This window comes from Mesorhizobium sp. LNHC252B00 (genome assembly GCF_000502955.1).
Taxonomy (GTDB): Bacteria; Pseudomonadota; Alphaproteobacteria; order Rhizobiales; family Rhizobiaceae; genus Mesorhizobium.
The window spans coordinates 305,720-330,234 of sequence record NZ_AYWO01000005.1; the positions used below are offsets into that span (position 1 = coordinate 305,720).

At 61.6% G+C, this 24,515-nt stretch carries 24 protein-coding genes and 4 pseudogenes; 16 read left to right on the forward strand and 12 right to left on the reverse strand.

The window, feature by feature from the left end:
• Positions 1-9: 9 nt before the first annotated feature.
• Positions 10-852, reverse strand: a complete 843-nt coding sequence (locus tag X744_RS160070; RefSeq protein WP_023758546.1) for an ABC transporter substrate-binding protein — start codon at positions 850-852, stop codon at positions 10-12.
• 237 nt (positions 853-1,089) lie between these two features.
• Between X744_RS160070 and X744_RS160065 the strand changes: the two genes are divergently transcribed.
• From X744_RS160065 to X744_RS160060, 4 genes and pseudogenes are all read left to right on the forward strand, one after another.
• A complete protein-coding gene (locus X744_RS160065; RefSeq protein ID WP_023758547.1) occupies positions 1,090-2,163 on the forward strand; it encodes a LacI family DNA-binding transcriptional regulator in 1,074 nt (357 codons plus the stop codon).
• Positions 2,164-2,296: 133 nt separating this feature from the next.
• Positions 2,297-2,903, forward strand: a pseudogene (locus X744_RS01000000169505) (transposase); the annotation flags it as partial.
• 16 nt (positions 2,904-2,919) lie between these two features.
• Positions 2,920-3,575, forward strand: a pseudogene (locus X744_RS1000000175030) (transposase); the annotation flags it as partial.
• Between the two features lie 226 nt (positions 3,576-3,801).
• Positions 3,802-4,080 (forward strand): hypothetical protein, encoded by a 279-nt coding sequence (locus X744_RS160060; RefSeq protein WP_023758552.1) that lies wholly within the window; start codon positions 3,802-3,804, stop codon positions 4,078-4,080.
• Positions 4,081-4,161: 81 nt separating this feature from the next.
• Here X744_RS160060 and X744_RS0136495 read toward each other — a convergent pair whose 3' ends face one another.
• The gene (locus X744_RS0136495; protein ID WP_023758553.1) at positions 4,162-5,658 is read right to left on the reverse strand and encodes an IS5 family transposase; all 1,497 of its coding nucleotides are present in this window, start codon (positions 5,656-5,658) and stop codon (positions 4,162-4,164) included.
• Positions 5,659-6,070: 412 nt separating this feature from the next.
• Here X744_RS0136495 and X744_RS1000000175970 point away from each other — a divergent pair, with 412 nt between their 5' ends.
• The 3 genes from X744_RS1000000175970 to X744_RS160050 all read left to right on the forward strand — a co-directional run bounded on the left by X744_RS1000000175970 (position 6,071) and on the right by X744_RS160050 (position 7,904).
• Positions 6,071-6,205, forward strand: coding sequence for a hypothetical protein (locus tag X744_RS1000000175970; RefSeq protein ID WP_280948946.1), 135 nt, complete (start codon positions 6,071-6,073; stop codon positions 6,203-6,205).
• A gap of 71 nt (positions 6,206-6,276) precedes the next feature.
• On the forward strand, positions 6,277-6,558 hold the full coding sequence (locus tag X744_RS160055; protein WP_023758556.1) for a metal-sensing transcriptional repressor: 282 nt from the start codon (positions 6,277-6,279) through the stop codon (positions 6,556-6,558).
• Between the two features lie 8 nt (positions 6,559-6,566).
• Positions 6,567-7,904, forward strand: coding sequence for a cation diffusion facilitator family transporter (locus X744_RS160050; protein ID WP_023758557.1), 1,338 nt, complete (start codon positions 6,567-6,569; stop codon positions 7,902-7,904).
• A 43-nt stretch (positions 7,905-7,947) separates the two neighbouring features.
• Here the strand turns inward: X744_RS160050 and X744_RS160045 are convergent, their stop codons facing one another.
• The 4 genes from X744_RS160045 to X744_RS1000000176215 form a co-directional block, all read right to left on the reverse strand.
• Positions 7,948-8,715, reverse strand: a complete 768-nt coding sequence (locus X744_RS160045; protein ID WP_023758558.1) for a sulfite exporter TauE/SafE family protein — start codon at positions 8,713-8,715, stop codon at positions 7,948-7,950.
• Between the two features lie 207 nt (positions 8,716-8,922).
• Complete coding sequence (locus tag X744_RS160040) at positions 8,923-9,771, reverse strand: DUF1259 domain-containing protein (protein WP_245266528.1); 849 nt, start codon at positions 9,769-9,771, stop codon at positions 8,923-8,925.
• Positions 9,772-9,849: 78 nt separating this feature from the next.
• Positions 9,850-10,320, reverse strand: a complete 471-nt coding sequence (locus X744_RS160035; protein WP_023758560.1) for a chromate resistance protein ChrB domain-containing protein — start codon at positions 10,318-10,320, stop codon at positions 9,850-9,852.
• Positions 10,317-11,189 (reverse strand): Fe-Mn family superoxide dismutase, encoded by an 873-nt coding sequence (locus X744_RS1000000176215; protein ID WP_023758561.1) that lies wholly within the window; start codon positions 11,187-11,189, stop codon positions 10,317-10,319. The genes X744_RS160035 and X744_RS1000000176215 overlap by 4 nt, the downstream gene beginning before the upstream one ends.
• Positions 11,190-11,293: 104 nt before the next feature.
• On the opposite strand from X744_RS1000000176215, the gene X744_RS160025 reads away from it, so the two are divergent.
• From X744_RS160025 to X744_RS01000000169515, 3 genes and pseudogenes are all read left to right on the forward strand, one after another.
• Entirely contained in the window at positions 11,294-12,271 is a 978-nt protein-coding gene (locus X744_RS160025; protein ID WP_023758562.1) for a chromate resistance protein ChrB domain-containing protein, read from the forward strand.
• A 15-nt stretch (positions 12,272-12,286) separates the two neighbouring features.
• Complete coding sequence (gene chrA, locus X744_RS160020) at positions 12,287-13,702, forward strand: chromate efflux transporter (protein ID WP_023758563.1); 1,416 nt, start codon at positions 12,287-12,289, stop codon at positions 13,700-13,702.
• Between the two features lie 101 nt (positions 13,703-13,803).
• Positions 13,804-15,023 (forward strand): annotated as a pseudogene (locus X744_RS01000000169515) (MFS transporter).
• 92 nt (positions 15,024-15,115) lie between these two features.
• Here X744_RS01000000169515 and X744_RS1000000170925 read toward each other — a convergent pair.
• Complete coding sequence (locus X744_RS1000000170925; protein ID WP_198032208.1) at positions 15,116-15,703, reverse strand: TetR/AcrR family transcriptional regulator; 588 nt, start codon at positions 15,701-15,703, stop codon at positions 15,116-15,118.
• 206 nt (positions 15,704-15,909) lie between these two features.
• Between X744_RS1000000170925 and X744_RS1000000170930 the strand changes: the two genes are divergently transcribed.
• The 3 genes from X744_RS1000000170930 (at position 15,910) to X744_RS160010 (ending at position 18,147) form a co-directional block, all read left to right on the forward strand.
• Entirely contained in the window at positions 15,910-16,746 is an 837-nt protein-coding gene (locus X744_RS1000000170930) for a methyltransferase domain-containing protein (protein ID WP_023758565.1), read from the forward strand.
• A gap of 169 nt (positions 16,747-16,915) precedes the next feature.
• On the forward strand, positions 16,916-17,629 hold the full coding sequence (locus X744_RS160015) for a sulfite exporter TauE/SafE family protein (RefSeq protein WP_023758566.1): 714 nt from the start codon (positions 16,916-16,918) through the stop codon (positions 17,627-17,629).
• A 179-nt stretch (positions 17,630-17,808) separates the two neighbouring features.
• Positions 17,809-18,147 (forward strand): cytochrome c, encoded by a 339-nt coding sequence (locus tag X744_RS160010; RefSeq protein WP_023758567.1) that lies wholly within the window; start codon positions 17,809-17,811, stop codon positions 18,145-18,147.
• A gap of 92 nt (positions 18,148-18,239) precedes the next feature.
• Here the strand turns inward: X744_RS160010 and X744_RS160005 are convergent, their stop codons facing one another.
• From X744_RS160005 to X744_RS01000000169530, 3 genes and pseudogenes are all read right to left on the reverse strand, one after another.
• Positions 18,240-19,421: an arabinose transporter gene (locus X744_RS160005; protein WP_031259958.1), complete on the reverse strand. Its 1,182-nt coding sequence runs from the start codon at positions 19,419-19,421 to the stop codon at positions 18,240-18,242.
• 40 nt (positions 19,422-19,461) lie between these two features.
• Positions 19,462-19,770 (reverse strand): lipocalin-like domain-containing protein, encoded by a 309-nt coding sequence (locus X744_RS01000000169525; RefSeq protein ID WP_245266533.1) that lies wholly within the window; start codon positions 19,768-19,770, stop codon positions 19,462-19,464.
• Between the two features lie 178 nt (positions 19,771-19,948).
• Positions 19,949-20,970: pseudogene (locus tag X744_RS01000000169530) on the reverse strand (zinc-dependent alcohol dehydrogenase family protein).
• Between the two features lie 26 nt (positions 20,971-20,996).
• On the opposite strand from X744_RS01000000169530, the gene X744_RS160000 reads away from it, so the two are divergent.
• Entirely contained in the window at positions 20,997-21,767 is a 771-nt protein-coding gene (locus X744_RS160000; RefSeq protein WP_023758571.1) for a recombinase family protein, read from the forward strand.
• Between the two features lie 139 nt (positions 21,768-21,906).
• On the opposite strand, the gene X744_RS159995 is transcribed toward X744_RS160000, so the two are convergent.
• Positions 21,907-22,581, reverse strand: coding sequence for a peroxiredoxin-like family protein (locus X744_RS159995; protein WP_023758572.1), 675 nt, complete (start codon positions 22,579-22,581; stop codon positions 21,907-21,909).
• A 507-nt stretch (positions 22,582-23,088) separates the two neighbouring features.
• On the opposite strand from X744_RS159995, the gene X744_RS159990 reads away from it, so the two are divergent.
• A complete protein-coding gene (locus X744_RS159990) occupies positions 23,089-23,433 on the forward strand; it encodes a hypothetical protein (protein WP_023758573.1) in 345 nt (114 codons plus the stop codon).
• Between the two features lie 98 nt (positions 23,434-23,531).
• Here X744_RS159990 and X744_RS1000000170935 read toward each other — a convergent pair whose 3' ends face one another.
• Complete coding sequence (locus tag X744_RS1000000170935; RefSeq protein WP_198032209.1) at positions 23,532-23,975, reverse strand: DUF4145 domain-containing protein; 444 nt, start codon at positions 23,973-23,975, stop codon at positions 23,532-23,534.
• Here X744_RS1000000170935 and X744_RS159985 point away from each other — a divergent pair.
• Positions 23,955-24,446, forward strand: coding sequence for a YgjP-like metallopeptidase domain-containing protein (locus tag X744_RS159985; RefSeq protein ID WP_023758575.1), 492 nt, complete (start codon positions 23,955-23,957; stop codon positions 24,444-24,446). The genes X744_RS1000000170935 and X744_RS159985 overlap by 21 nt on opposite strands.
• The last annotated feature ends 69 nt before the right edge of the window (positions 24,447-24,515 follow it).

Below are 24,515 nucleotides of genomic sequence, written 5' to 3' on the forward strand. Positions count from 1 at the left end.
TGTGCGCGGTTACTTCTTGGGGAGATACTGGTCGGGCATAGGTGACCCGGGAAACCACTTCTCGTAGAGCGTCTTCCAGGTGCCGTCCTGCATCGCCGCATGCAAGGCAGTGTTCAACGCCTCGCGAAACTTGTCGTTGCCTTTGCGCAGCACGAAGCCCGCGGGTGCGTCGAAGGAAGGAATGTTGAGCGCTATCGTCAGCCCCGGATAACGCTCGCCATATTGTTTGCCGGCCTCGTAATCGAGGAAATGCGCGTCGACGGTTCCGTTGTTCAGCGCGGAAACGGCGGAGTTGTTGTCGGGGAATTTGACGAGATCGGTTCCGACAAAATTCTTCGCCGCATAGATCTCCTGCAGTGTACCCTGCACGACGCCGAGGCGCTTGCCCTTGAGCCCATCCGCCGAATTTATCGCCTTGTCGGCGGTAAGTACCGAGAGATAGCCCGCGAGATAGCCGTCGGAAAAGTCGACGGTCTTCTTGCGCGCTTCCGTCGTACCGATTGCCGCGACCGCGACATCGAAACGTTCGTTCGCAACCGAAGGCATCAGCGCCGAGAATTCCTGGCCGGTGAAGATCACCTGATCCGGCTTGAATCCAAGGCGGCTCGCGACGTTGCGGAACAATTCGATGTCGAAGCCGGTGAACGTGCCATCCGCTTGGGTGAAAGCGTAGGGTTTGGCATCGCCCATGGTACCAACGCTGATGACTTTCGCATCAATAAGACCATAGGGATTGTCATCCGCGGCGGCGGCTCCCGAAATCAACCCGGCGCCGATGCACACGGCCATAAGAGCCATTACGCCAGTCCTGACCGGTGACATCAACGACTTGAGAATTCCCATCCTGCTCATGTCTTCTCTCCACTCTGAAGGTTTGTTGTTCTTGGCATTTGCGTTGAGGCTATAAATCTCGCGCCTCACATCGTTCGTCGCTGCCACGGGGCTTGCGCGGCCGGCTGTCTCCACGATTCTCGAAACCCTCGCTCTCTCACGTAAGAGACCGGTCTCTTATTGTGTGAGACCGGTCTCTTTAGTAATCGTTATCGCCAGATTGACCTTCCGTCAACAACTCTTGTAGTCCTTCATCCGATGAAAAAAACCGCGCCCAAGACCCAGTCGATAACAGTCAGCGATGTCGCCCGCGCGGCAAAAGTGTCGAAAGCGACGGCCGCGCGCGTGCTCGGCGGATACGGCGTCGTCAGCGACATGATCCGCGCGGATGTCCTGGCCGCGGCCAAAATATTGGACTACCGTCCGAACGAGTTGGCTCGCAGCATGACGACCGGCCGCTCCGGGATAATCGGGGTGGTTGTCGGCGACATCGAGAACCCGTTCTTCAGCTTGGCGGTGCGCGGCATCAGCGATGCGGCAAGAGCGGCCGGATTCAACGTGATTCTGGCTAACTCCGGCGAGAGGATCGAAGACGAAAAGACTGCTGTGCGAATTTTGATCGGCAAGCGCGTCGACGGGCTGATCGTCACGCCATCGGAATCGCGCGACATCTCACACCTGCGGGACATCCATCGTTCAGGCCGACCGCTTGCCTTGCTTGATAGGGGACTGCCCGATCTGGGTGTCGATACCGTCACGATCGACGATCGCGGCAGCGCCATGCGGGCGACGCGCATTCTTGCCGATGCCGGCCACCGCAACATCGCTTATGTGACTGCGGTCGAAGGGCACGAATACCGCGATCTAGCGCAAATCTATACCTCATCGGTTCGCGAGCGTATCGACGGCTTCCTCACCGTGTGCCGTGACGCCGGAATTGAGCGGCCGGAACGTTATGTTCGCCTTGGTGCAACAAGCCCTGTCGAAGCGGGCAGGGTTGCCGACAAGCTCCTGTCCGGACCAGATCGACCGACGGCGATCCTTGCCTCCGACAGCGTCATAGCGCTGGAGATCTTCAGGGTGATCCGCCAGCGCGGCTTGCGGGTTTCCGAGGACATTTCGCTGATCACGTTCCATAATGCGGATTGGACGAGCGTGACAACCCCGCCCATTACCGTCATTGACCAGCCAGTCTATGCGCTTGGCAAGAGTGTCGCGGATTTGCTCATCCGGCGGTTGAAGGGCGAAACACGATCGCCCGAAAGGCTCATTTTGCCGACCACGATCATCGAACGCGGATCCGTAGGCCCGCCCTCGAACAGAGGGCGGTAGACGCCCAAGCTCAATCGCCGGGATCCGTTCTGCAAAAAGTTTTGGAGAGAGAACGGTCCTTGCTTTGAGGTGGGGGCGGCCATGGCACGCTGGTGACGTTGCAATCACCGATTCCCGTGGAAGGGGAAGTGCCATGACTAATCGAGAAGTTAGACTGAGCAGAGGCGAGTTGAAAGCGTTGCTGCTTTCGGATGAGGACGGGTTCGCGGTTCAGGAGCTGCGGGTCCCGCAGGATCGGGCGGGCCGGTTCTCGACGGAGTTGTTTGAGCGCTACCAGCGTTCGGAGAAGNCAGGATCGGGCTGGCCGGTTCTCGACGGAGTTGTTTGAGCGCTACCAGCGTTCGGAGAAGGCGTTGGTGTCGGCGCTGGTCGAGATGTACGTGCAAGGCGTTTCGACCCGCAAGGTGAAAGCGGTGACGGAGGAATTGTGCGGCCACGTTTTCTCGGCCTCGACGGTGAGCGAGGCGACGGTGCGGCTGGATGAAGCGCTGAAGGCGTTCTTCACGCAGCGGCTCGAGGAAAGCTATCCGTATCTCATTTTGGACGCGCGCTACGAGCGGGCTCGCGAGGCGGGCGTGATCGCCAGCCAGGCAGTGCTGGTGGCGATCGGCGTGGATTGGGAGGGCCGGCGCCAGGTTCTGGGCGTTGAGCTAGCCAACCGGGAGAGCCATTCGAGTTGGCGCGAGTTCGTGACAGGGCTCAAGAATCGCGGGCTCGCCGGCGTCGAGTTCGTCGTCTCCGANGGAAAGCTATCCGTATCTCATTTTGGACGCGCGCTACGAGCGGGCTCGCGAGGCGGGCGTGATCGCCAGCCAGGCGGTGCTGGTGGCGATCGGCGTGGATTGGGAGGGCCGGCGCCAGGTTCTGGGCGTGGAGCTGGCCAACCGGGAGAGCCATTCGAGCTGGCGCGAGTTCCTGACGGGGCTCAAGAATCGCGGGCTCGCCGGCGTCGAGTTCGTCGTCTCCGACGACCATCCGGGGCTCAGGGCGGCAATCCGCGAAGTGCTGCCCGAGGCGGTCTGGCAGCGCTGCTACGTGCACTTCCTCAGAAACGCGCTCGACTATGTGCCGCGCAAGGTCGACGACGACTGCCTGATGGAGCTCAGNGCGCTGCTACGTGCACTTCCTCAGAAACGCGCTCGACTATGTGCCGCGCAAGGTCGACGACGACTGCCTGATGGAGCTCAGGTGGTTCTACGACCGCCGCGACCTTGCCGAGGTCAAGCGCGACCTGGCGCAGTGGATCGCCAAATGGCAGGCCAAATATCCGAAGCTGGTCAACTGGGTGGAGGACAACATCGAGGAGACGCTGAGCTTCTATCGGNGAGAACTGGCTCGAGGCGACCCGCTATCTCAACATGGATCATCTGCGTGAGCACAAGAAGGAGAGCCTGAGGGCATTGGCCGCCTGAGCATCGTCATGTGTCCGCCGCTCCGCTAAACACGGGAGCTGCGCGGCGGACACGCCGACGTCACAGCTACCGCCACGCCATTTCTGCAGAACTTGACGCACACAACTAGGCACGATCTACAAATTCATCATGCAGGGGTTGGGCTAATGGAACGCGCTGGGAACCGAGTTCAGTGATCCACGTTTCCCCAAAGGTCATGCTGAATGACCTAACGACGGAGGAAACAATGAACATGAAAATGCTCACAATGGGCGCGATGGCGCTTGCGATGATGGCGGGCGCCGCAGCTGCTGGCAACACATCCGCACTCGACGATCCGGCAAAGATGTCACCGTTCTTCACGGACGCCGGGATGAAAACGTTGAGGACTGAAAAGGATTTCAAGACCGCATGGATGGCCATGAAGCCCGATGAACAGAAGGCGGTGTTGAAAGACTGCGGCGATACCACGCTTAACAAGTCGCATGCAGAATTCTGCGCGATGGCGAAGAAGATGGGCAGCTAGGCCGACCGTCGAAGGCGGGCACCGGGTCCGCCTTCGAGTTGACAGCGGAACGAAAACCGTCGACCGTGAACAATCCGGCCCCTAAGCGGCGACCGGCTTAGGCCGGAGTTGGAAGAGAGCGATCAAGAGGGACAAAAAACCCTTCAGCCACCTGAGCAGGAGGGAGAAGTTGTAGCCGGCGGCAGCCAGGATGGCGTTGACAGCGTCGCCGTGCTGGCCGGCGAGGTAGTTGCGGCCCATGCGGTGCTCGGCCTTGATGTGGCCGATCACCGGCTCGACCGCCGACCGCCGCCGCATCTGGCGTTTGATGGCCGGAGTGACGCGGCGTTTCTGGCCGCTGGTGAAGACCCTGAACCTGTGGCTCTGGGGTGCGTTGTGGCCGCGATAGCCGGCGTCGGCGAGGATGCGGCCGATCTGGTTGCCGATGGTCTCTTCCATGTCGGGGATGACGCTTGCCAGCGTGTGGCCGTCGTAGGGATTGCCGGGCAGCGCTTTTGCATGCAGAGCGAACTGGCCACCCTTGGAGCGCTTCAGCGTGGTGGCGAGCGAGACCTTCACTCCGAACTCGTAGGGCATGTGCGCCTTGCCCTTGCCGATGCATTCCACCTCGTGCGCGTGCAGGCTGTAGATCTTGCGGCCGCGCTGACGCTGACGCTGCTCGAGAACGGTGGCGGCCTGGTAGAGCGGCCATTTGAAGAGCGCGTCCAGCCTCGCATCGCCGGCGACCTGGCGACCGATGTCGCGAATGGTCCGGCCGAGGTAGGTCTTAAGCCTGCGCAGCGCCTTGTTGGCCCGCTTGAACTGCTTGGCGTGGGCATAGCGCTGGTGCTTGATCAGCGCCAGCTTGCCGACCCGCACATAGGTCTGGCGCAAATTGAGCCCCGTCTTCCTGGCCAGCCGCACCAGCCGTTCACGCGCCCGGTGGATGAGCTTGGCATCGGTCGGGAACATCACGTTCTTCGGCTGCACGGTTGTGTCGACGATCACCTGGCGCGTGTCGGACGGCTTCATCGCCCCGGTCTTGACCGCGATGCTGAGGCTTTCCTGCAACAGCGCCACGATCCGCTCCTCGCCCATGCGACTGCGCCAGCGCGTCATCGACGAGCGATCGAACGGCAGCGCGTGGCAGAAGAATTCCTCGCCGCAAAGATACTGGAAGTAGGGGTTCTCCACCCAGCGCTCGCACAGCACCTCATCCGACAGGTTGAAAGTGTGTTTGAGGATCGCAAGCCCCGCCATCAGCCGGGNATGCGGCCGATCTGGTTGCCGATGGTCTCTTCCATGTCGGGGATGACGCTTGCCAGCGTGTGGCCGTCGTAGGGTCCAGCGCTCGCACAGCACCTCATCCGACAGGTTGAAAGTGTGTTTGAGGATCGCAAGCCCCGCCATCAGCCGGGTCGGCAGTGGCGGCATGCCGGGGCCGTCCGAATAGACGGCGCCGAAACGCTCCTCCAGCACCGGCCAGTCGATCGCCTGCGCCAGCCGCACCAGCTCGTGCTTCATATTGATGATCTGATCGAGCCTGGAGCGGAACAGATCCTGCTTTCCCGTCTCGCGCTTCTCGCGTGGCCTGGACATTCGCCGTCCCCTCGATTCGCCGCCGCCGAACCAAGTGAATCTGGAGGGTTCTGTGTAGTCGCGGGCGCGATTGGGCGGGCACGCACGGGTCGCGACTACATTGAAGCCNCTGCAATCCAAAAGCCGCTATCCGCCTCAATCAACATGCCAGATCAACGGCTTGCGGATAGTTCACGGTCGACAAAACCGCATCCGGGGCCATATCAATGCGGCTTTACATTCCCAAGATAGGAATATCGTTTCACGTCCCTATGGGCAACGTTTCGGAAATGAACCAGGAGATGGATCGCCAAGGCCGCGGCGGCTTGGGCCCGTCAACTATCGAAAGTCGCTATGTTCTGGAGGACGTTCCTTTCGGGCTGCTGCCGACGGAACTCTTGGGGAAGATCAGCGGAAACCAAGCAAATCCTTCATGAGGCTGGAAATCAACATATTCTCGGCCGCTTATGGTCGCGATCTCAAAGGAGACAATAATATCCTTCCAGCACTCGGCATCGAAGGACTGGCAAAAGCTGATATTGAAAACCTTTGCCGTAAAGGATTTTGACGAGACAAAGGGCTGCGATCAAGGCCTTCTGAGGCTTGTTACATCCCCTCCAGGAGGATAGTATCCGTCGCATGAGCGGCCAATCCCACATCCACGAAACCCATCCCGATATCGTCAAGCGCCTGAAAAGGGCCGATGGACATCTCAAGGGCGTCATCGACATGATCGAAGCGGGCCGGCCCTGCCTCGACCTCGCCCAGCAGCTTCATGCTGTCGAGAAGGCCATCTCGCAAGCCAAGAAGACCCTGATCCAGGATCATCTCAACCATTGCCTTGAAGACGTCGTCGGGCCCTTGGCGCGCGAGCAGCGCCGCTCGATCGACGAGTTCAAGGATATTACCAAGTACCTGTGAGTAACGTCATGCTTGGTAGAGTGCGGGACTGGTTCGGCTTCGGCCCTATGACAGAGGGCTTCAGCGGCCACGGACATGACCACGGTGATGGTCGCCATGGCCACACCCATGGCGTCATCGACCCGACGATCGCCACGACGACGCACGGCATCTGGGCGATCAAATGGTCATTCGTCGTTCTGGCCATCACGGCAGCGCTCCAGCTTGTGGTCGTGTTCCTCTCCGGCAGCGTGGCGCTGCTGGCCGACATGATCCACAATGTCGGCGACGCGGTTACTGCCATTCCGCTGTGGATCGCCTTCGTGCTGGCCCGCCGCAAACCGAGCAAGACGTTCACCTACGGACTGGGCCGGGTCGAGGATCTGGCTGGGATCGTCATCGTTCTCATCATCCTGTTCAGCGCCATCGTCGCCGGCTACGAGGCGATCGACAGGCTGATCAAGCCGCGGCCCATCGCATTTCTCGGATGGGTCGCCATCGCCGGCCTCATAGGGTTCATCGGCAATGAAGCGGTCGCCGTATTTCGTATCCGCGTCGGGCGAGAGATCAACAGCGCAGCCCTGATCGCGGACGGCTATCATGCCCGCACCGACGGCTTCACCAGCCTGGCGGTCGTGCTCGGCGCTATCGGCGTCTGGCTGGGCTTTCCGCTTGCCGATCCGATCATCGGGCTGCTGATCACCGTGGCGATTTTCGCCATCGTCTGGCAGTCGTCGAAAGCCGTGTTGACGCGCATGCTCGACGGAGTCGAACCCGGCGTCATCGACGAAATCCATCATGCCGCCGAACACGTGTCGGGCATCGGGCGCGTTGAAGGCGTGCAGGCACGCTGGATCGGACATCGCCTGCATGCCGACGTCGCCATCAGCGTTCCGCATGCGGCGACGGCCAAGGACGTGCTGGGTGTTACCGAAGCCCTCAAGGAGGAGTTGTTCGCCCACTTGCCGGCGTTGGCGGAAGCCAATGTCCGCCTGTTGAGCCCGGCCGCGCCGGCCGTCACTGGCGCGGAAACCTCTGGTGCTCACCATCATGCGCCGGAGCCCTTCAAGGTCGCCTGCGATCTGGCTGCTGGCACATTAGAGATCGTCGATACACCGGCTGGCGAGCGGATGCGGCTGACGATCGACCGGCATGCCGACGATCTGACGGCGACGGTATTCATCGACCGGTCCGGCGGGCCGGAAACGATTCGCCTCGAACCTGTCGGCGACAACCATCACCGCCTTGAGAGCACCGTCGCCCCTGCCGAGCCGCATGAATTCCGGGCAAGGCTGGTGCTGATTGCGAAAGATCGCGAACAGGTGCTGCGGTTCAAGATGGTCGAGCCCGAAGGTCACCATCATTAGGTCGACTGGCGGAACCGGGCGAAGCTTCTCCAACCTGAGCGGGTTAGGGCCCGGCCGCCCGCCAGGCCTGCACAACGATGCTGTGCTGGTTCCAGATCATCAGCGCTCCACTCACAGCCATGAGCGCGACCACCAGGCGGCGGAACTGTTGTCCACTCAGGTGTTCGAGCCAGGGCTTGGCCAGCAGATTGGCAAGCGCGGCGCCCAAACCCGCGGCTATGCCGTATATAGCCGCCTGACCACCGAGCGCGCCGAGTCCGGTGAATACCGTGATCTTCACGACATCGGTCACAAACGAGTTCACGGATTTCGTGGCGACCAACGTCTCCTTCTCCGAACCGTAGTTCAGATAAAGCGAATTCAGGACGGGTCCCACAGTGCCCATAAGCGCCGACAACAGGGCGACGATCAGGCCGGCCGGGAGAAACCACCAGCGGCGGGCTCGGTAGCTCCGCTCGCGCGCGCCGCCGCGAAATTCCCAGACTGCACTGATCAGATAGATGCCTATGAGTATCTGGAGCCATTCCGCCCGACTGTTGGCGAAGAGCCAGGAGCCCGCCGCGGCACCGGCGATGGCGCCGGGCAGGTACCAACGGACCAGGCTCCAATCGATGTCGCGCCGAAAGGCCAGGGCGCGGACGGGATTGCCGATGAGCTCTGTCAAGGTGATGACCGGCGCAACCGCCGCGCTGCCTGTGATGAAAGTCACGGCGGGGATCAGCAACAGACCCCCGCCTCCGGCCGAGAGGGTGTTCAGTGTCCAGGTGAGGAACCCCGCCAACGCCAGGAGGCTTAGTCCGATCCAGTCCATCCGATCAGAACGAAGCGAGCCTTCGATCGTTCCGGACGTATCGGTTCACAACAACCCGGCCCGCCGCTCGTGTGCGATGGAAAGGCGATCTCCGGCGCAATGCGGATGGCGGAGAGACGCAGCGCCGGAGAACCCGAGGCGGCGGGAAGAAGGCCGTTCGCTCCGAGCCGGCCGAACTCCGCCGTTGGACGCGCGCGGACACCCAATCTAACTCTTCTTGACGGCGACTTTGTCGAGGGCTGCGCGCAGTCCTTTCGCCAGCTTCTGTGCATCGTCGTTCGCCCAGAAATGCATGAAGAAGAGCCGCGGCTTCTCATCGAGCATGTGGCTATGCAATGCGGTGATCTCGATGCCATTGTCCTGCATGACGTTGATAACCGGATTGACCTCCTTTGCCGTCAACACAAAATCCCCCGTGATCGCCGCCTTGCCGCCACCTGTCGATTGGAAGTTAATCGCTATTGCCGAGCCCATGGCCGCCGGCACTTCCATTCCATTTTCCTCGACCGGCTTAGCGCGCGGTATTGTAAACTGGTAGACCGCTCCGTTAGCGTTACCCTTGTAACCGATGGTTTGGTCGACACTGGCCGTGTCGAACTCGATCTGCGGAGCGGCTTGCGGCTGGGCGCCGCCTCCCATCGGTGTTTTGCTCAGCGCCAATCCGGCATGAAGCGCCGTTGCGAGCGTAACCGGGTCGCCCTGGCCGAGGACGTGCACGTAGAGCGTCATCGGCTCCGCGCGCAGCAAGTGGTTGTGCACCGCAGTGATCTCGATCCCACCTTCTTCAAGCTTCTTCATGACGGGGTTCACTTCGTCCTGCGTCAGAACGATGTCACCCATCACCATTGCCTGATCTCGCTTGGGTTCGAACGCGATCCAGCCTCCAAGCGCAAATCCGGGGTTCAGGGATATGCCATCGAGCGAAACCTTCAGGTCCGTTCGTGGCAGCCCGACCCTGTAGACGCCATCAGGCGTCTCGGTTCCGGATTTGCCAAGCGCCTTTGCGATTGTTTCCCAATCGGGTGCCGCCGATGCCGGCTGGAGCAGCGCCGACATCACAATCAGCATCGCTCCGGTTACGAGTTTTGCATGCATGGGGTTTCTCCTTGTGATCTGCCCCCATTGCCCAATTCGTCATGCGGCCGCCGGCTTGATGGCGGGTGGCCAGCTATGCGTTTCCGCCTTGCGGCCCGAAGCCCACGCGTAGAGCGCGTCATAGATGACGAAGCCGTGCTTCAGCACCTCGTGGTCGTCGGGCGTCAAGTCCCGCAGACCCATGGAGATCGCCAGCAACCCTGCCGACTGTGGCGTGAGATCGTGCCGGTCCGTGTCGGCGCCGCGTACGATCGCGGCAATGGTTACGATCGCCGGGTTGCGCTCGAGCCCATTTTTGGAAACGAAGGTGTCGAAACTGCAGCCGTCGCCGACATGCGTGAATTCGACGCCGGGCACGTCGTAAGGCGTGGCGCCCGTTTCCTGGGCGACGCGGATCACCTGATCGGGCGGCACGAAGAGGAACTCAGGTTCCTTGTCGATGAAACGCGCAATCAGCCAGGGGCAGGCAATGCGGTCGATGACCGGACGTTCGCGAGTAACCCATTTCATGGCGCAATCCTTTCTTCGTTGACCATCAGAGGGACAGTGCGCGCGCCGATCGCATGCCAAGCGGCAATGCCGCCTGAAAGCGCACTCGCATTGACGCCGCGGCGACGCAGTTCGGCGACGGCGTCAATGCTGACCTGGAAGCCGTAGACGCAATAGACGATGACCGGCCTGTCCGTCGGCAGTTCATCCGCCCAATCGGCGATCTTCTCGGGCGCGCGGAGCTTGGCCCCCGGCAGCATGTCGCCGCGCTTTGCCAGATCCTCGGCAAGGCAGACGTCGAGCACGATCAGGTCTTCTCCTTGATCGAGACGCGCCCGCAGTTCCTCTGGCGCAATCGCTGGAANAGACGTGTGCTCTTCCGATCTGCCGAAATCCATGTGGTAGGCATGTTCGTACATGTCGAGCGCAAGGATCGGCATGCCGCCGGCAAGACAGTTGGTGTGGTCCGCCGCCCATTGGATCGTCAGTCGGTCGCGCCGCTCCGACCAGGTCAGCAGGGTCCATCCCGAGCCTCCTGCCTGCGCCTTCGCACAGGCCATGAACTTGGCGCGCCAGGAGGCCACGCTGCCGAAGTCGCGCTCCAGAGCCGCAGCGAGATCGCCTCCGGCATCGCCGGTGCCACCGAGTCCGTCGAAATAGATTTCGTGCAGGATTGCTGAATTGGCGGCGACCAGTTCCTCGCGTTTCAGACCGTTGATGTCGAAAACTGGCGCCGCGCCCCAGTCGAGCCCGTCGAGCTGCTGTTCGATGGCGTTGAGGCGACGAACGGCACCGCCATAGTTGTTTTCGTAGTGACTTGCCAACAGCCGCTCGGAGAGGCCGACGAGGCGAGGCGGCTTGAACGGCAACGGCATGATCTGGTGTGGCATCGGTTTCCCCACTCTGCGGCACGGCCGTGAGGGGGCGAACGCTATGCTCGAATGAAAAATGATACAAGTGTTGCATTTGGCTTTGTTCGTGATACGGTTCACTTATGAGTGAGGGGCAATCACAGGAGCAGCGCTGGCTGCTCCTGATCCATCAGCTGCCAAGCAAACCCGCCTACTTCCGGGTGAAGATCTGGCGACGCTTGCAAGGCATCGGCGCGGTCGCAGTCAAAAGCACCGTTTACGCCCTGCCGGCCAATGCCGAGATGCAGGAGGATTTCGAATGGCTCCTCAAGGAGATCGTCGCTGGCGGCGGCGAGGCGATGATGTGCGAGGCGCGCCTCGTAGATGGTTTGTCCGACACCCAGGTCCGTGCGCTCTTCGACGCAGCCCGTGACGCCGACTATGCGGAGATCGTCAAGGAAGCGCGCGATCTGGCCGTAGCGATCAAGACCGACGCGACATCGGAAAAACATGCGGAAGCGCGCCCGCAACTCGGCCGTTTGCGCAAGCGGCTCGCCGACGTCGTGAAAATCGACTTCTTTGGCGCCAGCGGTCGCCTCACTGTCGAGGGACTGATCGCCGAGCTCGAGGCACTGCTTATTGAGGATGCCACCATGACCAAGGAACCGAAGAAGGCGGCCGAGCCGGGTGAGCTCAAGGGCCGGACCTGGGTCACGCGCCGGGACGTGCATGTCGACCGCATCGCCTGCAGCTGGCTGATCCGTCGCTTCATCGATGCCGATGCAACAATCCGCTTCGTCGCTGGTAAGGGATACGTGCCAAAGGAGGGCGAATTGCGCTTCGACATGTTCGAGGGCGAAATCACCCATGAAGGCGACCGCTGCAGCTTCGAGGTGCTGCTGGGTCGCGCCGGCATTACGGATACGGCTTTGCAGGCGATCGCCGAGGTCGTCCACGATATTGATCTCAAGGACGCCAAGTTCAATCGCGAGGAAACTACCGGCATTGCCAGCCTGATCGCCGGGATCGCCATGGCGAATGCCGGTGACGAGCAACGGATCGCCGAGGGCGCTTCGGTGTTCGACAACCTCTATCGATATTTCCGCTCGAAGCGCGGGTGATCCGAGGAACTAATCATGGCCAATGCAGAGAACACCGTGACAGCACCGAACCGACCAGACGACACGCCCGACCATGGCATTTCGTTCGCTGAGGCCACGCGGGTGTGGGCGCGTGTGGCCGCGCTCAGCTTCGGCGGCCCGGCGGGTCAGATCGCCATGATGCACCGCATCATCGTCGAGGAGAAACGCTGGATCGGCGAGACCAGGTTCCTGCATGCGCTCAATTACTGCACGCTGCTGCCCGGGCCGGAGGCACAACAGCTTGCCATCTACATCGGCTGGCTCATGCACAAGACCAGAGGCGGCCTCGTCGCCGGTATCCTGTTCGTGCTGCCTGGTGCGATCGCCATCATGGCGTTGAGCTGGATCTATGCAATCTTGGGCAATGTCGGAGCAGTTCAGGCTCTCTTCTTCGGTTTGAAGGCGGCGGTCCTTGCCATCGTGCTCGAAGCGGTGTTGCGGATCGGCAGACGGGCGCTCAAGAACAATGCCATGATCGGGCTTGCGGCGGCGGCCTTCATCGCTCTGTTCTTCTTCCACGCGCCATTCCCGCTGGTCATCCTGGCTGCGGGTGTGATCGGTTACGTCGGGGGACGGGCAGGGTGGGCTGCATTCCAGTCGGGCAACGGACATGGCAAGGTCGGCGGCAAGCAGGTTGCCGACGCTGATACGGCGCTTGGCGAAGGGGTGCCTGCGCATACCCGGCCATCCATCAGCTGGTCGCTGAAGATCGCAACGGTGTGTCTGCTGCTGTGGCTCGTGCCGGTCCTGGCACTTCTTGTGTTTCTTGGGCAAGGCAATGTCTTCACCGACATCGCGATCTTCTTCTCCAAGATGGCGATGGTCACTTTCGGCGGCGCCTATGCGGTGCTCGCCTACGTCGCTCAGCAAGGCGTCGAGCACTACGGCTGGCTCAAGCCAGGAGAAATGCTGGACGGCCTCGGCATGGCCGAGACCACGCCCGGTCCGCTCATCATGGTCACCCAGTTCGTTGGTTTCATGGGCGCGTACCGGGCGCCAGGAATGCTGAGCCCGCTGGTCGCCGGAACACTCGGCGGTCTGCTGACGACGTGGGTAACATTCGTTCCGTGCTTCCTGTGGATATTCCTCGGCGCGCCGTTCATGGAGACGATGCGCAGCAACAAGGCTCTGTCGGCAGCGCTGTCTGCCATCACAGCGGCGGTGGTCGGTGTGATCCTGAACCTGGCAGTATGGTTCGCGCTTCATGTGCTGTTCCGCGATCTGCGTGAGGTCAGCTGGCTGGGCACGACGGTGGATGTGCCGGTATTCAGCTCCGTCAACCTGCCGTCGCTGGTGCTGACAGTCGGTGCGCTGCTGGCCGTGTTTCGTTTCAAGATCGGCATGATCCCCGTGCTCGCGACATGCTCTGTCCTGGGCGTGCTTTATGGCGTTGCCACGGGATCGATTTAAGCAGTGCCATAGGCGCAACCACTTTGCGGCAGGAGGCATACCTGGCAGCCCAGACGCCGACGAATGCTTCGCGCGAACCTTTAGCCAAACAGAGGTTTTCGCTGCTGCCTGCCGGTGCCAGGCCGGCAGCTGCCCTTCTGTTGACGTCCAGGGGATTGAGGGCATTCGGCGACGGACTCGTCAGTCTTCTGCTTCCCGCCTATTTGGCCACACTTGGTTTCAGCCCTTTCAAGATCGGGGTTCTCGCCACAGCGACGCTCGCTGGTTCAGCGGCGCTCACTTTGACCGTCGGGTTTGTCGCACACCATTTCTCTCGCCGCTCCCTGCTGATCGCAGCTGCCGTCCTGATGGTCGTCACGGGGAGCGCCTTCGCGTTGGTTCAGGATTTCTGGCCACTGCTCCTTGTCGCATTCGTGGGAACGTTGAACCCATCCTCGGGCGACGTCAGTGTGTTTCTGCCGCTGGAGCATGCGCAACTGCCCATAGTGTCACTGACCGCGACCGCACCGCGCTCTTTGCACGCTACAGCCTTGTCGGCTCACTTGTTGGGGCGGTCGGTGCTCTTGCGGCCGGAGCCCCCGACATTCTCCGACAGGTTGTCGGCCTGGACATCAAGCAAGCTCTCCAGATCGCCTTCCTGCTTTATGCCTTTCTGGGACTCGGAGCGCTGCTCCTTTATCGGAAACTGCCGGATGAGCCGCTCGATGCGAGTGCGGTACCGGCGGAACCACTACGCAAATCTCGAACCATCGTCCTCACGCTCGCTGCACTTTTCAGCCTTGACGCTTTTGCGGGCGGTTTCGTGGTCCAGTCGTTGATGGCTCTTTGGCTTTTCCAACGGTTCGGGCTATCGCTCCCCGCGACGGGCGCAATCTTCTTCTTGACGGGTATCCTTTCGGGTGGGTCGTATCTGGTGGCCGTGCAAATCTCTAAACGGATCGGGCTGGTGAACACGATGGTGTTCACACACCTGCCATCCAGTCTTTGCCTTTTGCTCATCCCCTTCATGTCGAGCCTCGGTCCCGTTATCGCACTTCTGCTGATCAGGAGCGCTTTGTCGCAGATGGATGTACCGACCCGCACCTCCTACGTCATGGCCGTGGTATCGCCTGGTGAGCGGGCCGCGGCCGCGGGTGTCACCGCTGTCCCGCGCAGCCTCGCGGCAGCCGCCAGCCCGATGCTTGCCGGCTCGCTGCTCGCAATGTCCGGTTTCGGTTGGCCGCTGCTGATCGCCGGCGCCTTGAAGATTGTCTACGATATGCTTCTGCTTGCGATGTTCCGCAAGGTTCGCCCGCCTGAGGAACGGCGGGAAGGTCCATAGCAGGCCCGCGGCCCGAACCACCATGAGCGGAGCGCCCTATGTCATTCCGCAGGTGCGACGTTCTGGCGATCGCTTGACCAGTGTGCCAATGATTAGGCGCCGATGCCTTTTCCCGCCATCCTCTGGAACAGGTCGTCTGCCTGTGCCGGTGAAAGGTTCATGTCGGTGGCGACCCACCAGGCGAGGACCGCAAGAAATGCGCCGGCGATGAACTGAATGGCGAATTCGGCAGGCATGCCGCGATCGCCGATCCGTTTCTCGACGAGTTCTTCCCGGACGGCTCGCCGGATACGCTCACGCAATTCGTCGTGGATCGTATCGCCGCTGCTTGCAAGCAATGCGTGGTGAAGCGGTCGGAATGCATGAGCGTGCTCGAACATGGGCAGGCTGAACTCGAATAGGCGGCTACCTGTTTCTTGACTTGCCGCCTCGCGCCTGCGGCCTATCGACCGCAGATGCGCCTCGATGGTCGCGCTGCGCAGAGCATCCTTGTCGGCATAGTGGGTATAGAAGGTAGACCTGCCAACATTGGCCCGCTGGCAAATGTCATCGACGGTGACGGCGGCATATCCCTGCTCCGGGATCAGGGCGATGAGCGCGTCCTGCAGCAGGCCGCGCGTCCGCGCGACGCGTCGGTCGATCGTGTTCCGCTCGCCCGCACGTTCGATTTTCATGGTCATGGCCCTGTGCAGTGGCCGGTTTCGGACATTCGGCGGTCCGGTGTCCGACAACAGCATTTCCAGACATTGTGTCCATTATGATACGCCAAGTCCAGGAGCTCAAATCGGGTTTGGGCATGCCGCAATGAAGCAGAAGGTCGCCAGACATGCACTCATCTGATCATCACGCCGGTAATGGATCGCATTCGCGCAAGAGGGTGATTGCGTTGGCCCTGCTTGCCAAGCTGTCGCTGGTCGCCGGCTTCCTCGTCCTCGCCAAATTGGGCATGGGCTATATTCAGGCCGGTGCCTGGACGGCGGCATTCCACGGCCTCGTCCTCGCCGTGATCGCGGGATTGGCGCTGTGGGGCAGCCTGCGACACGGGGGGCTGGTCGGCAAGGGTGCGCACGGCGCGAGCGACAGGGGCATCGGCATCGTCCTGCACCGGGCGGCAGCCTATGACTTGCTTGCGCGCGTTCTGACCTTTGGCCGCGAGGGCCGGTTTCGCGATCTCATGCTTCGCCCGGCAAAACTCCAGCCCGGCGAAGCGGTGCTCGATGTCGCCTGCGGGACGGGCACCCTTGCCATTGCCGCGAAGCGGCTGGTCGGTTCGGGCGGAAGCGTCACCGGCGTCGACGCATCGGCCGAAATGATCGATAGGGCGCGCGCCAAGGCCGAGCGCTCAGGTCTCGATCTCACTTTCGTCAATGGGACGGCGCAGGAGCTTCCCTTCAAGGACGCGCAATTCGACATCGTCGTCGGCACGCTGATGCTGCATCACCTGTCGAAGCCCGTTCGATCGGCCTTCATCCGCGAGGCGGCACGCGTCCTGAAGCCAGCAGGCCGGCTGTTGCTCATTGATTTCGGCAGGCCGGTGCGCAAGTCTGGATTGCCTAGGCTCCACAGGCATGGTCATGTTGACATGCATTCGGTCGCCTCGCTGTTGACCGAGAGCGGATTCCAGGTCGGCGATATCGGCGCCGTCGGAACCAAGAACCTGAATTACATTTGCGCGACGACGAACAAGGACCAATCAGGCTTGGCGTCGCCAGCCGCGCCGTGATCATGACAAGGCTGGCTGAATGGCGACCTGTTCTGAAAAAAGAGCCACGTATAGGCAGGGCGCATGTCCCAATTCGGCCTGCTTGCAATGCCAGCTGGAACAAGAACCCGAAAGTGAATCTTCGCCATGCGCCATGAATTGACCTGAGAATGAGGCCGGTTCCAGCCTGATGTTCCAAACCCTTGTCGAGTTCCAACGCACGATCTACCTGGCACTGGCCGAGCAGATCAAACTGCTTTCGGTCGGCGGCGGTTGGCTGGCCTTCACGGCCTTTCTGCCGATGGGCGTTCTGTTCGGCGCGGCACATGCGCTGACGCCTGGCCACAGCAAGGCGGTCCTGGCCACGTATCTCGCCGGATCGGATGCCAGTGTCCGGCGTGGGCTTCTGGTATCGCTGACACTTTCCTTCACGCATGTGACGATCGCGGTTCTGATCGCTGCGCTCTCGTTGCCTTTGGTATCGATTGCCCTGGGCAGTGTTGGCCGTGCCCCGCTGCTGGAAGACGTCAGTCGGGGCCTGCTTGGCCTGATCGGCGTTTGGATGCTCTGGCGCGCGTGGAGCCACGGCCAACACCACAAGCATGAGGGCGAGGCCGTCGGCGTCATGGCCGGCTTGATCCCATGCCCGCTGACGCTTTTCGCGATGACCTTTGCGATATCCAGAGGCGTTCCGGTCGCCGGCATTCTTTTCGCAATCACCATGATGGCCGGCGTGGCGCTGACGTTGTCTTGCGTTGCGGTGCTGTCGATCCTGTTTCGCGAGCGCCTGGTGCATTTTTTCGATAGGCGGCCACGCCTGTTCGATGCCATTTCGCGGGCCATCGAAGGCGTCGCTGGTCTTATTCTTGCAGGCGTGGCGGTTTGGCAAATCTCGTCGAAATGAGACGCAAGCGATTCCTCGAAAGCAAAGCAACAGAGGCCGGCTGACGCAACAGCCACCGGAGCGATCGTTGCGGCCTTTGCGATGCAAGGCCTCCCGCGCCGGACGATCGCTCTTTTCATCATGCATCCTGGTCTGCTGGTCGAGAATCTACATCGGGACGCACTACCCATGTGCCAACAATGAGACGAGCAGCCATCATAGGAATCCTGTCGCTTGCCTGCGCCTCTGCGGTAGTCGCCGCTACCCGCCGTGATGCGTTCATCGAGGCTCGCCAGGCCTCGATGAAAGAGATGGCTGCGGCGGCAAAGACGATCACCGTGATGTTCGACGGCAAGTTGGCCGATAACGCCACCACTTTCAAAGAGGCAGCCGAGACCCTCCGAGCCCGCACTGGACCTGCCCTGATTGCGAAATTTCCCAGCGTGACGTTGCACGCGCCTTCGGGCGCCAAATTGGAAATCGATCAAGTCCGGCCGGAATTTGAGGCGCTGGCCTGTCACATCGGTCGGCTTGCGTAGAAGTCGATCTCGCCATTGCCCGGAAGCAGAGGTCGCCGGCGAAGCGGGAGCGATCGTAGTTGCCCAACATCTCGAGCACCGAATATCCGGCACTAAAGTGGACGGTTATGCCGACCCAGCAGCAGAGCGATGCCCAACGCCGGAAGCGTCGCCGCCGCGACGGCGAAGAAGACGAATTGCAGCCCGGCCGACGCGGCGACCAAGCCGAGCGCAGGACTGCCGAAGCCGAGCGCCACGTCGAGGAAGACGGTGTAGAGTCCCATGGCCAGGCCGCGGCTGCGTGGCGGAAGACGGCTTACGGCCTCGGCACCGAAACCGGGATAGACCAGCGAGTAGCCAAGGCCAGTCAGGCCTGTTCCGATGGCGGCGAGAAAAGGCCCGGGCGCAAGCCAGATCAGCATCAGCCCAGCCGCTTCGACCGCCACGAAGATCACGGCGACGCGCGCGCCCCCCAACTTGTCAGGCAGGTGGCCGAAGCAAAGCCTTGCCGCGATCAGCGACGCGGCATAAGCGGTGAAGGGAAGCCAGACCGGCTGCCAGCCGCGTTCAGCAAAGAGCAGCGCGCCAAAGGAAAGGATCGCGCCATAGCCAAGGCTGCTGAAAGCAGCTCCGACGCCGGGAAGCCAGACCACTTGCGCCACGCTCGCCCATGACTGTCGCGCGGCGCTCGCTGCGAGACTGGTGCCACGCATAGGCAGGATGGCAAGCAGCGTCGCAAGCGGCAGGCCGACCGTCGCGAGTGCGATCGCGGCGAAGCCGCTCGCCGCGTAAAGCGCAGATCCGATCGGCGCGCCTAGCGCGAGCGCCGCGAACATCGCCATGCCCACCCTGGCTATGATCTTTCCGGAGTTCTGTCCGCCCGCAAGGGAAAGGCCCCAGGCGACACCGCCGGTGATGATGAAGCTCTCAGACGCGCCTAGTACCGCCCGGCCGGCGAAGAGCGCCGATGCGGACGCTACCGGTCGGTCGAGCAATGCCAGCGAGCCGAGATAAATGAACCCCGCCAGGGCAGCGGCAATGAGGCCGACGATGACGGCCCGCTTGCCGCCGCGCCCATCGGCATAATTTCCGGCTCCAATGCGCGACAGCATCGAGGCGATGAACTGGCTGCCCGTCACCAGCCCGACTGCGAAGGGGCCGAAGCCGAGCTGCTGGTGAAGATGTAGCGGCAGGACGGGTAGCGCCAAGCCGATCAGGAGGAAGCCGGCGAAGACAGCCGCCATGATTGGCACCAGTTCCGCTGTCGCGCCATTTCGATCTGAAGTCCGCGCCATTTGTGGCCACCGATAACACTTTGACAGCCGGCTGTTCCGATCAGTAACGTTCGTAGGTCACGCGCCAGCCCTCGGCCGGATTGTCCGGCGTGAGGACCAGTTTGTTGTCCGAGACTTCGAATTTGCGTTTCATGCTCTTCCCGACAAGGTTGCGGACCAGGGAGGACTCGATCGTGATGACGAAGGTCTTGTCCTGGTCGTTGATGGCGACCGGCCCGTAATAGGCTTCGTAGCCATTCGCCGTGTAAGGCGTGTCCGGCGCCTCAGCGTCGGGATTCTGGGCCTGCACCGAGAGGGTGCCGGACTCGGATGACCTGGCCGGAATATGGCACGGGCTTGAGGTTTCCATCGGCGCCGGCCTCGAGCGACCTCATGCGCCATGCGCCGATGATCGGGGACTCTTGGGAGAAAGCCGGCGTGGCGACCGAAAGCGCAAGCGCCAGGGCGGCTATCTTCAATCTCATCGTCATATGCGTTGTTCCTTTTCTGATTTGTGGGCGCGAACAGGCCGTCCGCCCAATCTTCGCTCACACGGAAAGCATGACCTTGATGGCGCGCCGCTCGTCCAGGGCGCGGTAGCCTTCAGCGACCTCGGCCAACGGCAGCTTGAGGTCGAAGACCTTGCCGGGCTTGATCACGCCCTTGAGCACACGTCCATAAGGTCGGGCAGGAAGCGGCGCACCGGCGCCGGGCCGCCCAACATACGCTTCTGGCCGAAGAATAGTTTTTGGCCGTCGAAGCTCACGCCGTGCGGCACGCCGACATAGCCGATGGTGCCGCCGGGGCGAGAGCAGGCCAGCGCCTGGTCGAAGGATTCCGCCGTGCCGACGCATTCCAGCACCGAGTCCGCGCCAACGCCCTTGGTGAGTTCCTTTATGCGGGCGACGCCTTCCTCGCCACGCTGGGCCACGATATCAGTGGCGCCGAATTCGCGGGCGAGCTTTTGGCGGCTGGCGTGCCGGCTCATGGCGATGATGCGCTCGGCGCCCATCTCCTTGGCCGCAAGCACGCCCATCAGGCCGACCGCACCGTCGCCGACCACCACCACCGTCGATCCTTCTCGGACCTCGGCTGCATCGGCTGCATACCAGCCGGTGCCGAGCACATCGGACACAGCCAGCAGGTCAGGAATGAGTTCGGCCGGCGGCACCTCGGCGGTGGCGACCAGTGTGCCATCCGCCAAGGGCACGCGGGCGTAAGGCGCTTGCGCGCCCGACATGAACTCGCGCTGCACACAGGACGACTGGAAGCCGAAGCGGCAATGCGGGCAAGTATTGTCGGAGAGGCAGAACGAGCCGACGACGAACTGGCCGGGACGGGCCGTGCGCACCTCTGCGCCGACCTCGATGACGATGCCACAATATTCGTGGCCCATATGCATCGGGCCGTCGACCGGCTGCAATCCGCGATAGGGCCACAGGTCCGAGCCGCAGATGCAGCTTGCCGACAGCTTGATGATGGCGTCCGTCGGCCGCATGATTTTCGGATCGGCGATTTCCTCGCAGCGGATGTCGCGCGGTTTGTAAAGAAGGGTTGCGAGCGTATACATTCCTTACACAAACAAGGAAGTCGCCCATGAAGCCCGCAATCACCTATCTTCGCGTCTCGACCGACCGTCAGGGCAAGAGCGGTCTCGGCCTTGAGGCACAGCGGCAGGCCATCGCCCGTTTCGTTGAAGCCGAAGGCTTCGAGATAGTCGGCGAGTTCATCGAGGTCGAAACCGGCAAGGGCGCAGATGCACTCGCCAAGCGCCCCCAGCTTGCCGCAGCGTTGGCGGCGGCCAAACGCAATGATTGCCCGGTGATCGTCGCCAAGTTGGACAGGTTGAGCCGTGACGTCCATTTCATCAGCGGCTTAATGGCGGATCGGGTGCCATTCGTCGTTGCCGAATTGGGCATGGGTGTCGACAGCTTCATGCTGCACATCTACGCGGCGGTCGCCCAAAAGGAACGGGCGGTGATCAGCCAGCGCACGAGGGAAGCTCTGGCGGCAGCCAAGGCGCGCGGCGTCAAACTTGGCGGACCGAAGCTTGCCGAAGCACAGGCGATGTCTCGTACGGTCCGCACGGCGCAAGCCGACGCCTTTGCAGCCAACATCCTCCCGATCATCCGCGACATCCAAGCAAGCGGGGTCAAATCGCTCCGGCAGATCGCGACAGCACTCAATGCGCGCGGCATCGCTTCGGCGCGCGGCGGAACATGGACAGCTGTTCAGGTGACGGACATCATCAATCGGGATGCTCGTAAGAAGCTCAGCCTACCAGAGCAAGCTTCTGCTGGGATGCAAGACGAAGTGGCAGGAGGTACTACGTCTGGATCGCAAACCCCGCTCAACTCCCGCTGGTAGTCGTGCGGTGGCGCATGACCATAGCACCCCCGCCGGGGTTTGTCGGTGGCGGGAGTGGTGCCGATTGTGGGGCCCCGATCAGGCGACAGGCGCTAACTTCGCGTAATCCTGCGCCTAGCCCCACTACCGAAGCTGCGCCTTACCTTCCGATTTGCGACGCTGCCGACATCAGCTCCTGAGTGTTCGGGGCGCCGAATAGGCCGCCATCGAGTACCTCGTTGGAAGTCCAGCGAACGACGCCATCGCGGTCCAGCAGGAACTGGCCGACGAGCTGCCCAATGCCGGTGGCCATCATCTGTTGATCCGCTTCCGTGATATCGTAGCTGTCCTTCTTGTTCAGATATTCGAGCGCCGCAAACGGGTCCATCGGTTCCGGCATCTCGCCCGGCAAGTCGACCCGCATCGACTTCACATCGCTCATCGAAACCTTTTGCGGCCATGCGCTCTCGTCTTCGGTGATCTGCATATTCGGCAATCCAAAGGCGCGGTGTGAAGTTCGCTCCGGATCGGACGCCGCGAGCAGGCCGAGCATCGGATGGTACCGCAGATAGAGGCGCGCCCGCTCGATGGGCGTGTTGACCACTGTCAGGCTTTCGATGCCCTTCTCGTTGAGGGCTGGGGTGAGTTGCGAAAGGATGGCGATATGACGCCTGCAAAAAGGACAATGGAGACCTCGATACAGCCCAACCAGCACTGGTTTCTCGCCTCGGAAATCGTCGATGGCGATCTTGCCCTCGCGGGTAATCGCGTCGAGCACGACATTGGGCGCCGTTTCGCCAGGTTGCAGCGGGCCTATGTTGAGACGTTCTGACATGCTGATCCCTCCTCGCGGGTCAATCCACAACGGATGTGCGGGCGGGTGGCTTGAGCCCATGTGCGGCACATACGTCCTTGGGCATGCTGAAATGGCGGTCGGCCTTAGGACGGCGTCGAGGTCGAGCGTCGATAATCCATTTATAACACACACGGAGAGGGTGGACGCTAGTTCTTACGGAGGGCAACGCTTTTACACTAGATGGCGCCCCACGAACGCTGGACCTTCTCGCGCAGACGATCCCACAGCCAACTGCTGGTCCTCGTCACTCCATAGCTCATTTGCAACCGGATGTGAGTTAATCTCCGCTGGGTCGGCTGACCAACCCCCGGGCTTCATCGGCAGCCAGGGGGTGGGGGTGGGTTGTGGGACCCCACATTGGATTGCTCCTTCTGGGTTCGAACAGTCCACTGACCCCATTGTCAGCAGACAGCATCCGCCCATCTCTGCGCCCTTCCACGGTGGTGCTATGGTCCAGCATGATCGGTAGCGAGGAGGACGTAATCCATGCCCGCGATTACCCGCCGTACTCTTCTCGCGCTTACCGGCGCAGCGGTTGCCGTCGACCCCGCTGGCGAAAATACATCGCCGAAGCTACAGGCTCTGATCGCGGCACATCAGGCGGCCTATGCCGATTTCCACCGTGTTCATCGAATGGGAAGCAGCAGGGACCAGCGCTCGCGGGCCGATAAGATCGAGCAGGGGGCGCTCCTGGGCGTCTGCTCATATCTTGTGATCAGCCGAGATGACCGTCGGACCAAGGCGAAATATCTGCTCACCGTCGAGGCTCGCGGCGAACTCGATCTGGAAGAACACGTTCAGGCTATCCTGCACTCGATGCTGTCCGGTTGATGTGGGGTGCTGGCTGCATGGTCCCACGAAAGGCGTGCGCGGACTTTGAGTTCGGAGCTTTTTGGCTCGTTCGCAGCGACGTTGTGCTGAAGCTGCGATCACAATGGATCGCCTTCAGCTTTCTTGCCCTTCCGAGACGGCACGTTCCCTTCGAGCTTTTTCGCTTCCGCATCAAGGCGGCTGCGGCGAGATGGTGCTACAAACGCCTCAAACACAAAGTGTTCCAAGATTTCTGCCAAGGTTTCCAGTTCTTTGGGCTTTGGTTTCCATCCGCGATGCACTGACGCGCTACCGGCATCCACCAACAGTGCTAAACGGTCCTTATCGAGGCCGCCGATCTTCTTGCGCTGAACCAACTCGTCCAATTTTTTGCTGAAAGACAGGTCGCCGCCGATCCCGAGGAGGATTGCAGCCACATCAAAGCATGTACGCATGCCGATTGCCGCTAGAATGGGAAGGTCAGCGTCGAGAGCCCCATAGACTTCGCTGATAGCCTGCTCCAGTTGATCTGCGTTTCCAATGTGCACACCGAAATCACCCAACCATTCCGGTTTGGGCCTTTTCGACGGCGCAGGCCAATACGAGATCTGACTTTCCGCAACGGCTTCCTAGTCGATCTTCCGCCGTGGGCAGGCGGCGACGCCGACAAACTCGTCGCCCGCGAACTCAAGCTGTGGCTCAAACGGCGCGTTCGGCGTGATGTGAAGGAGATTGCCGCAGACTACAGCAGCAGGTTCGGACTTGCTCCTCGCTCGATCCGCGTCGCCGATTTCGCAAACGGCTGGGGATCATGCGGCGCTGAGGGTAACATCCTCATCAACTGGCATCTCGTTTTCGCTCCGAAGAAGGTGCTGGAGTACGTCATCGCCCACGAAGTTGCCCATCTCCGGCATCGCTCGCACGGTCCTCCGTTCTGGGATTTCCTGCGAACGATTGCGCCTGACTTCGAGGCATCCAAGGCATGGCTGGACGCCAATCAGGGCAGCCTGAGCGCGGAGTTCCTTGGGAGCTGATCGGCAGATGAACAGATGGTGTACATTGACGTTGGTTGGCATCGAAAACGACGTCCAACCATGGTTTAA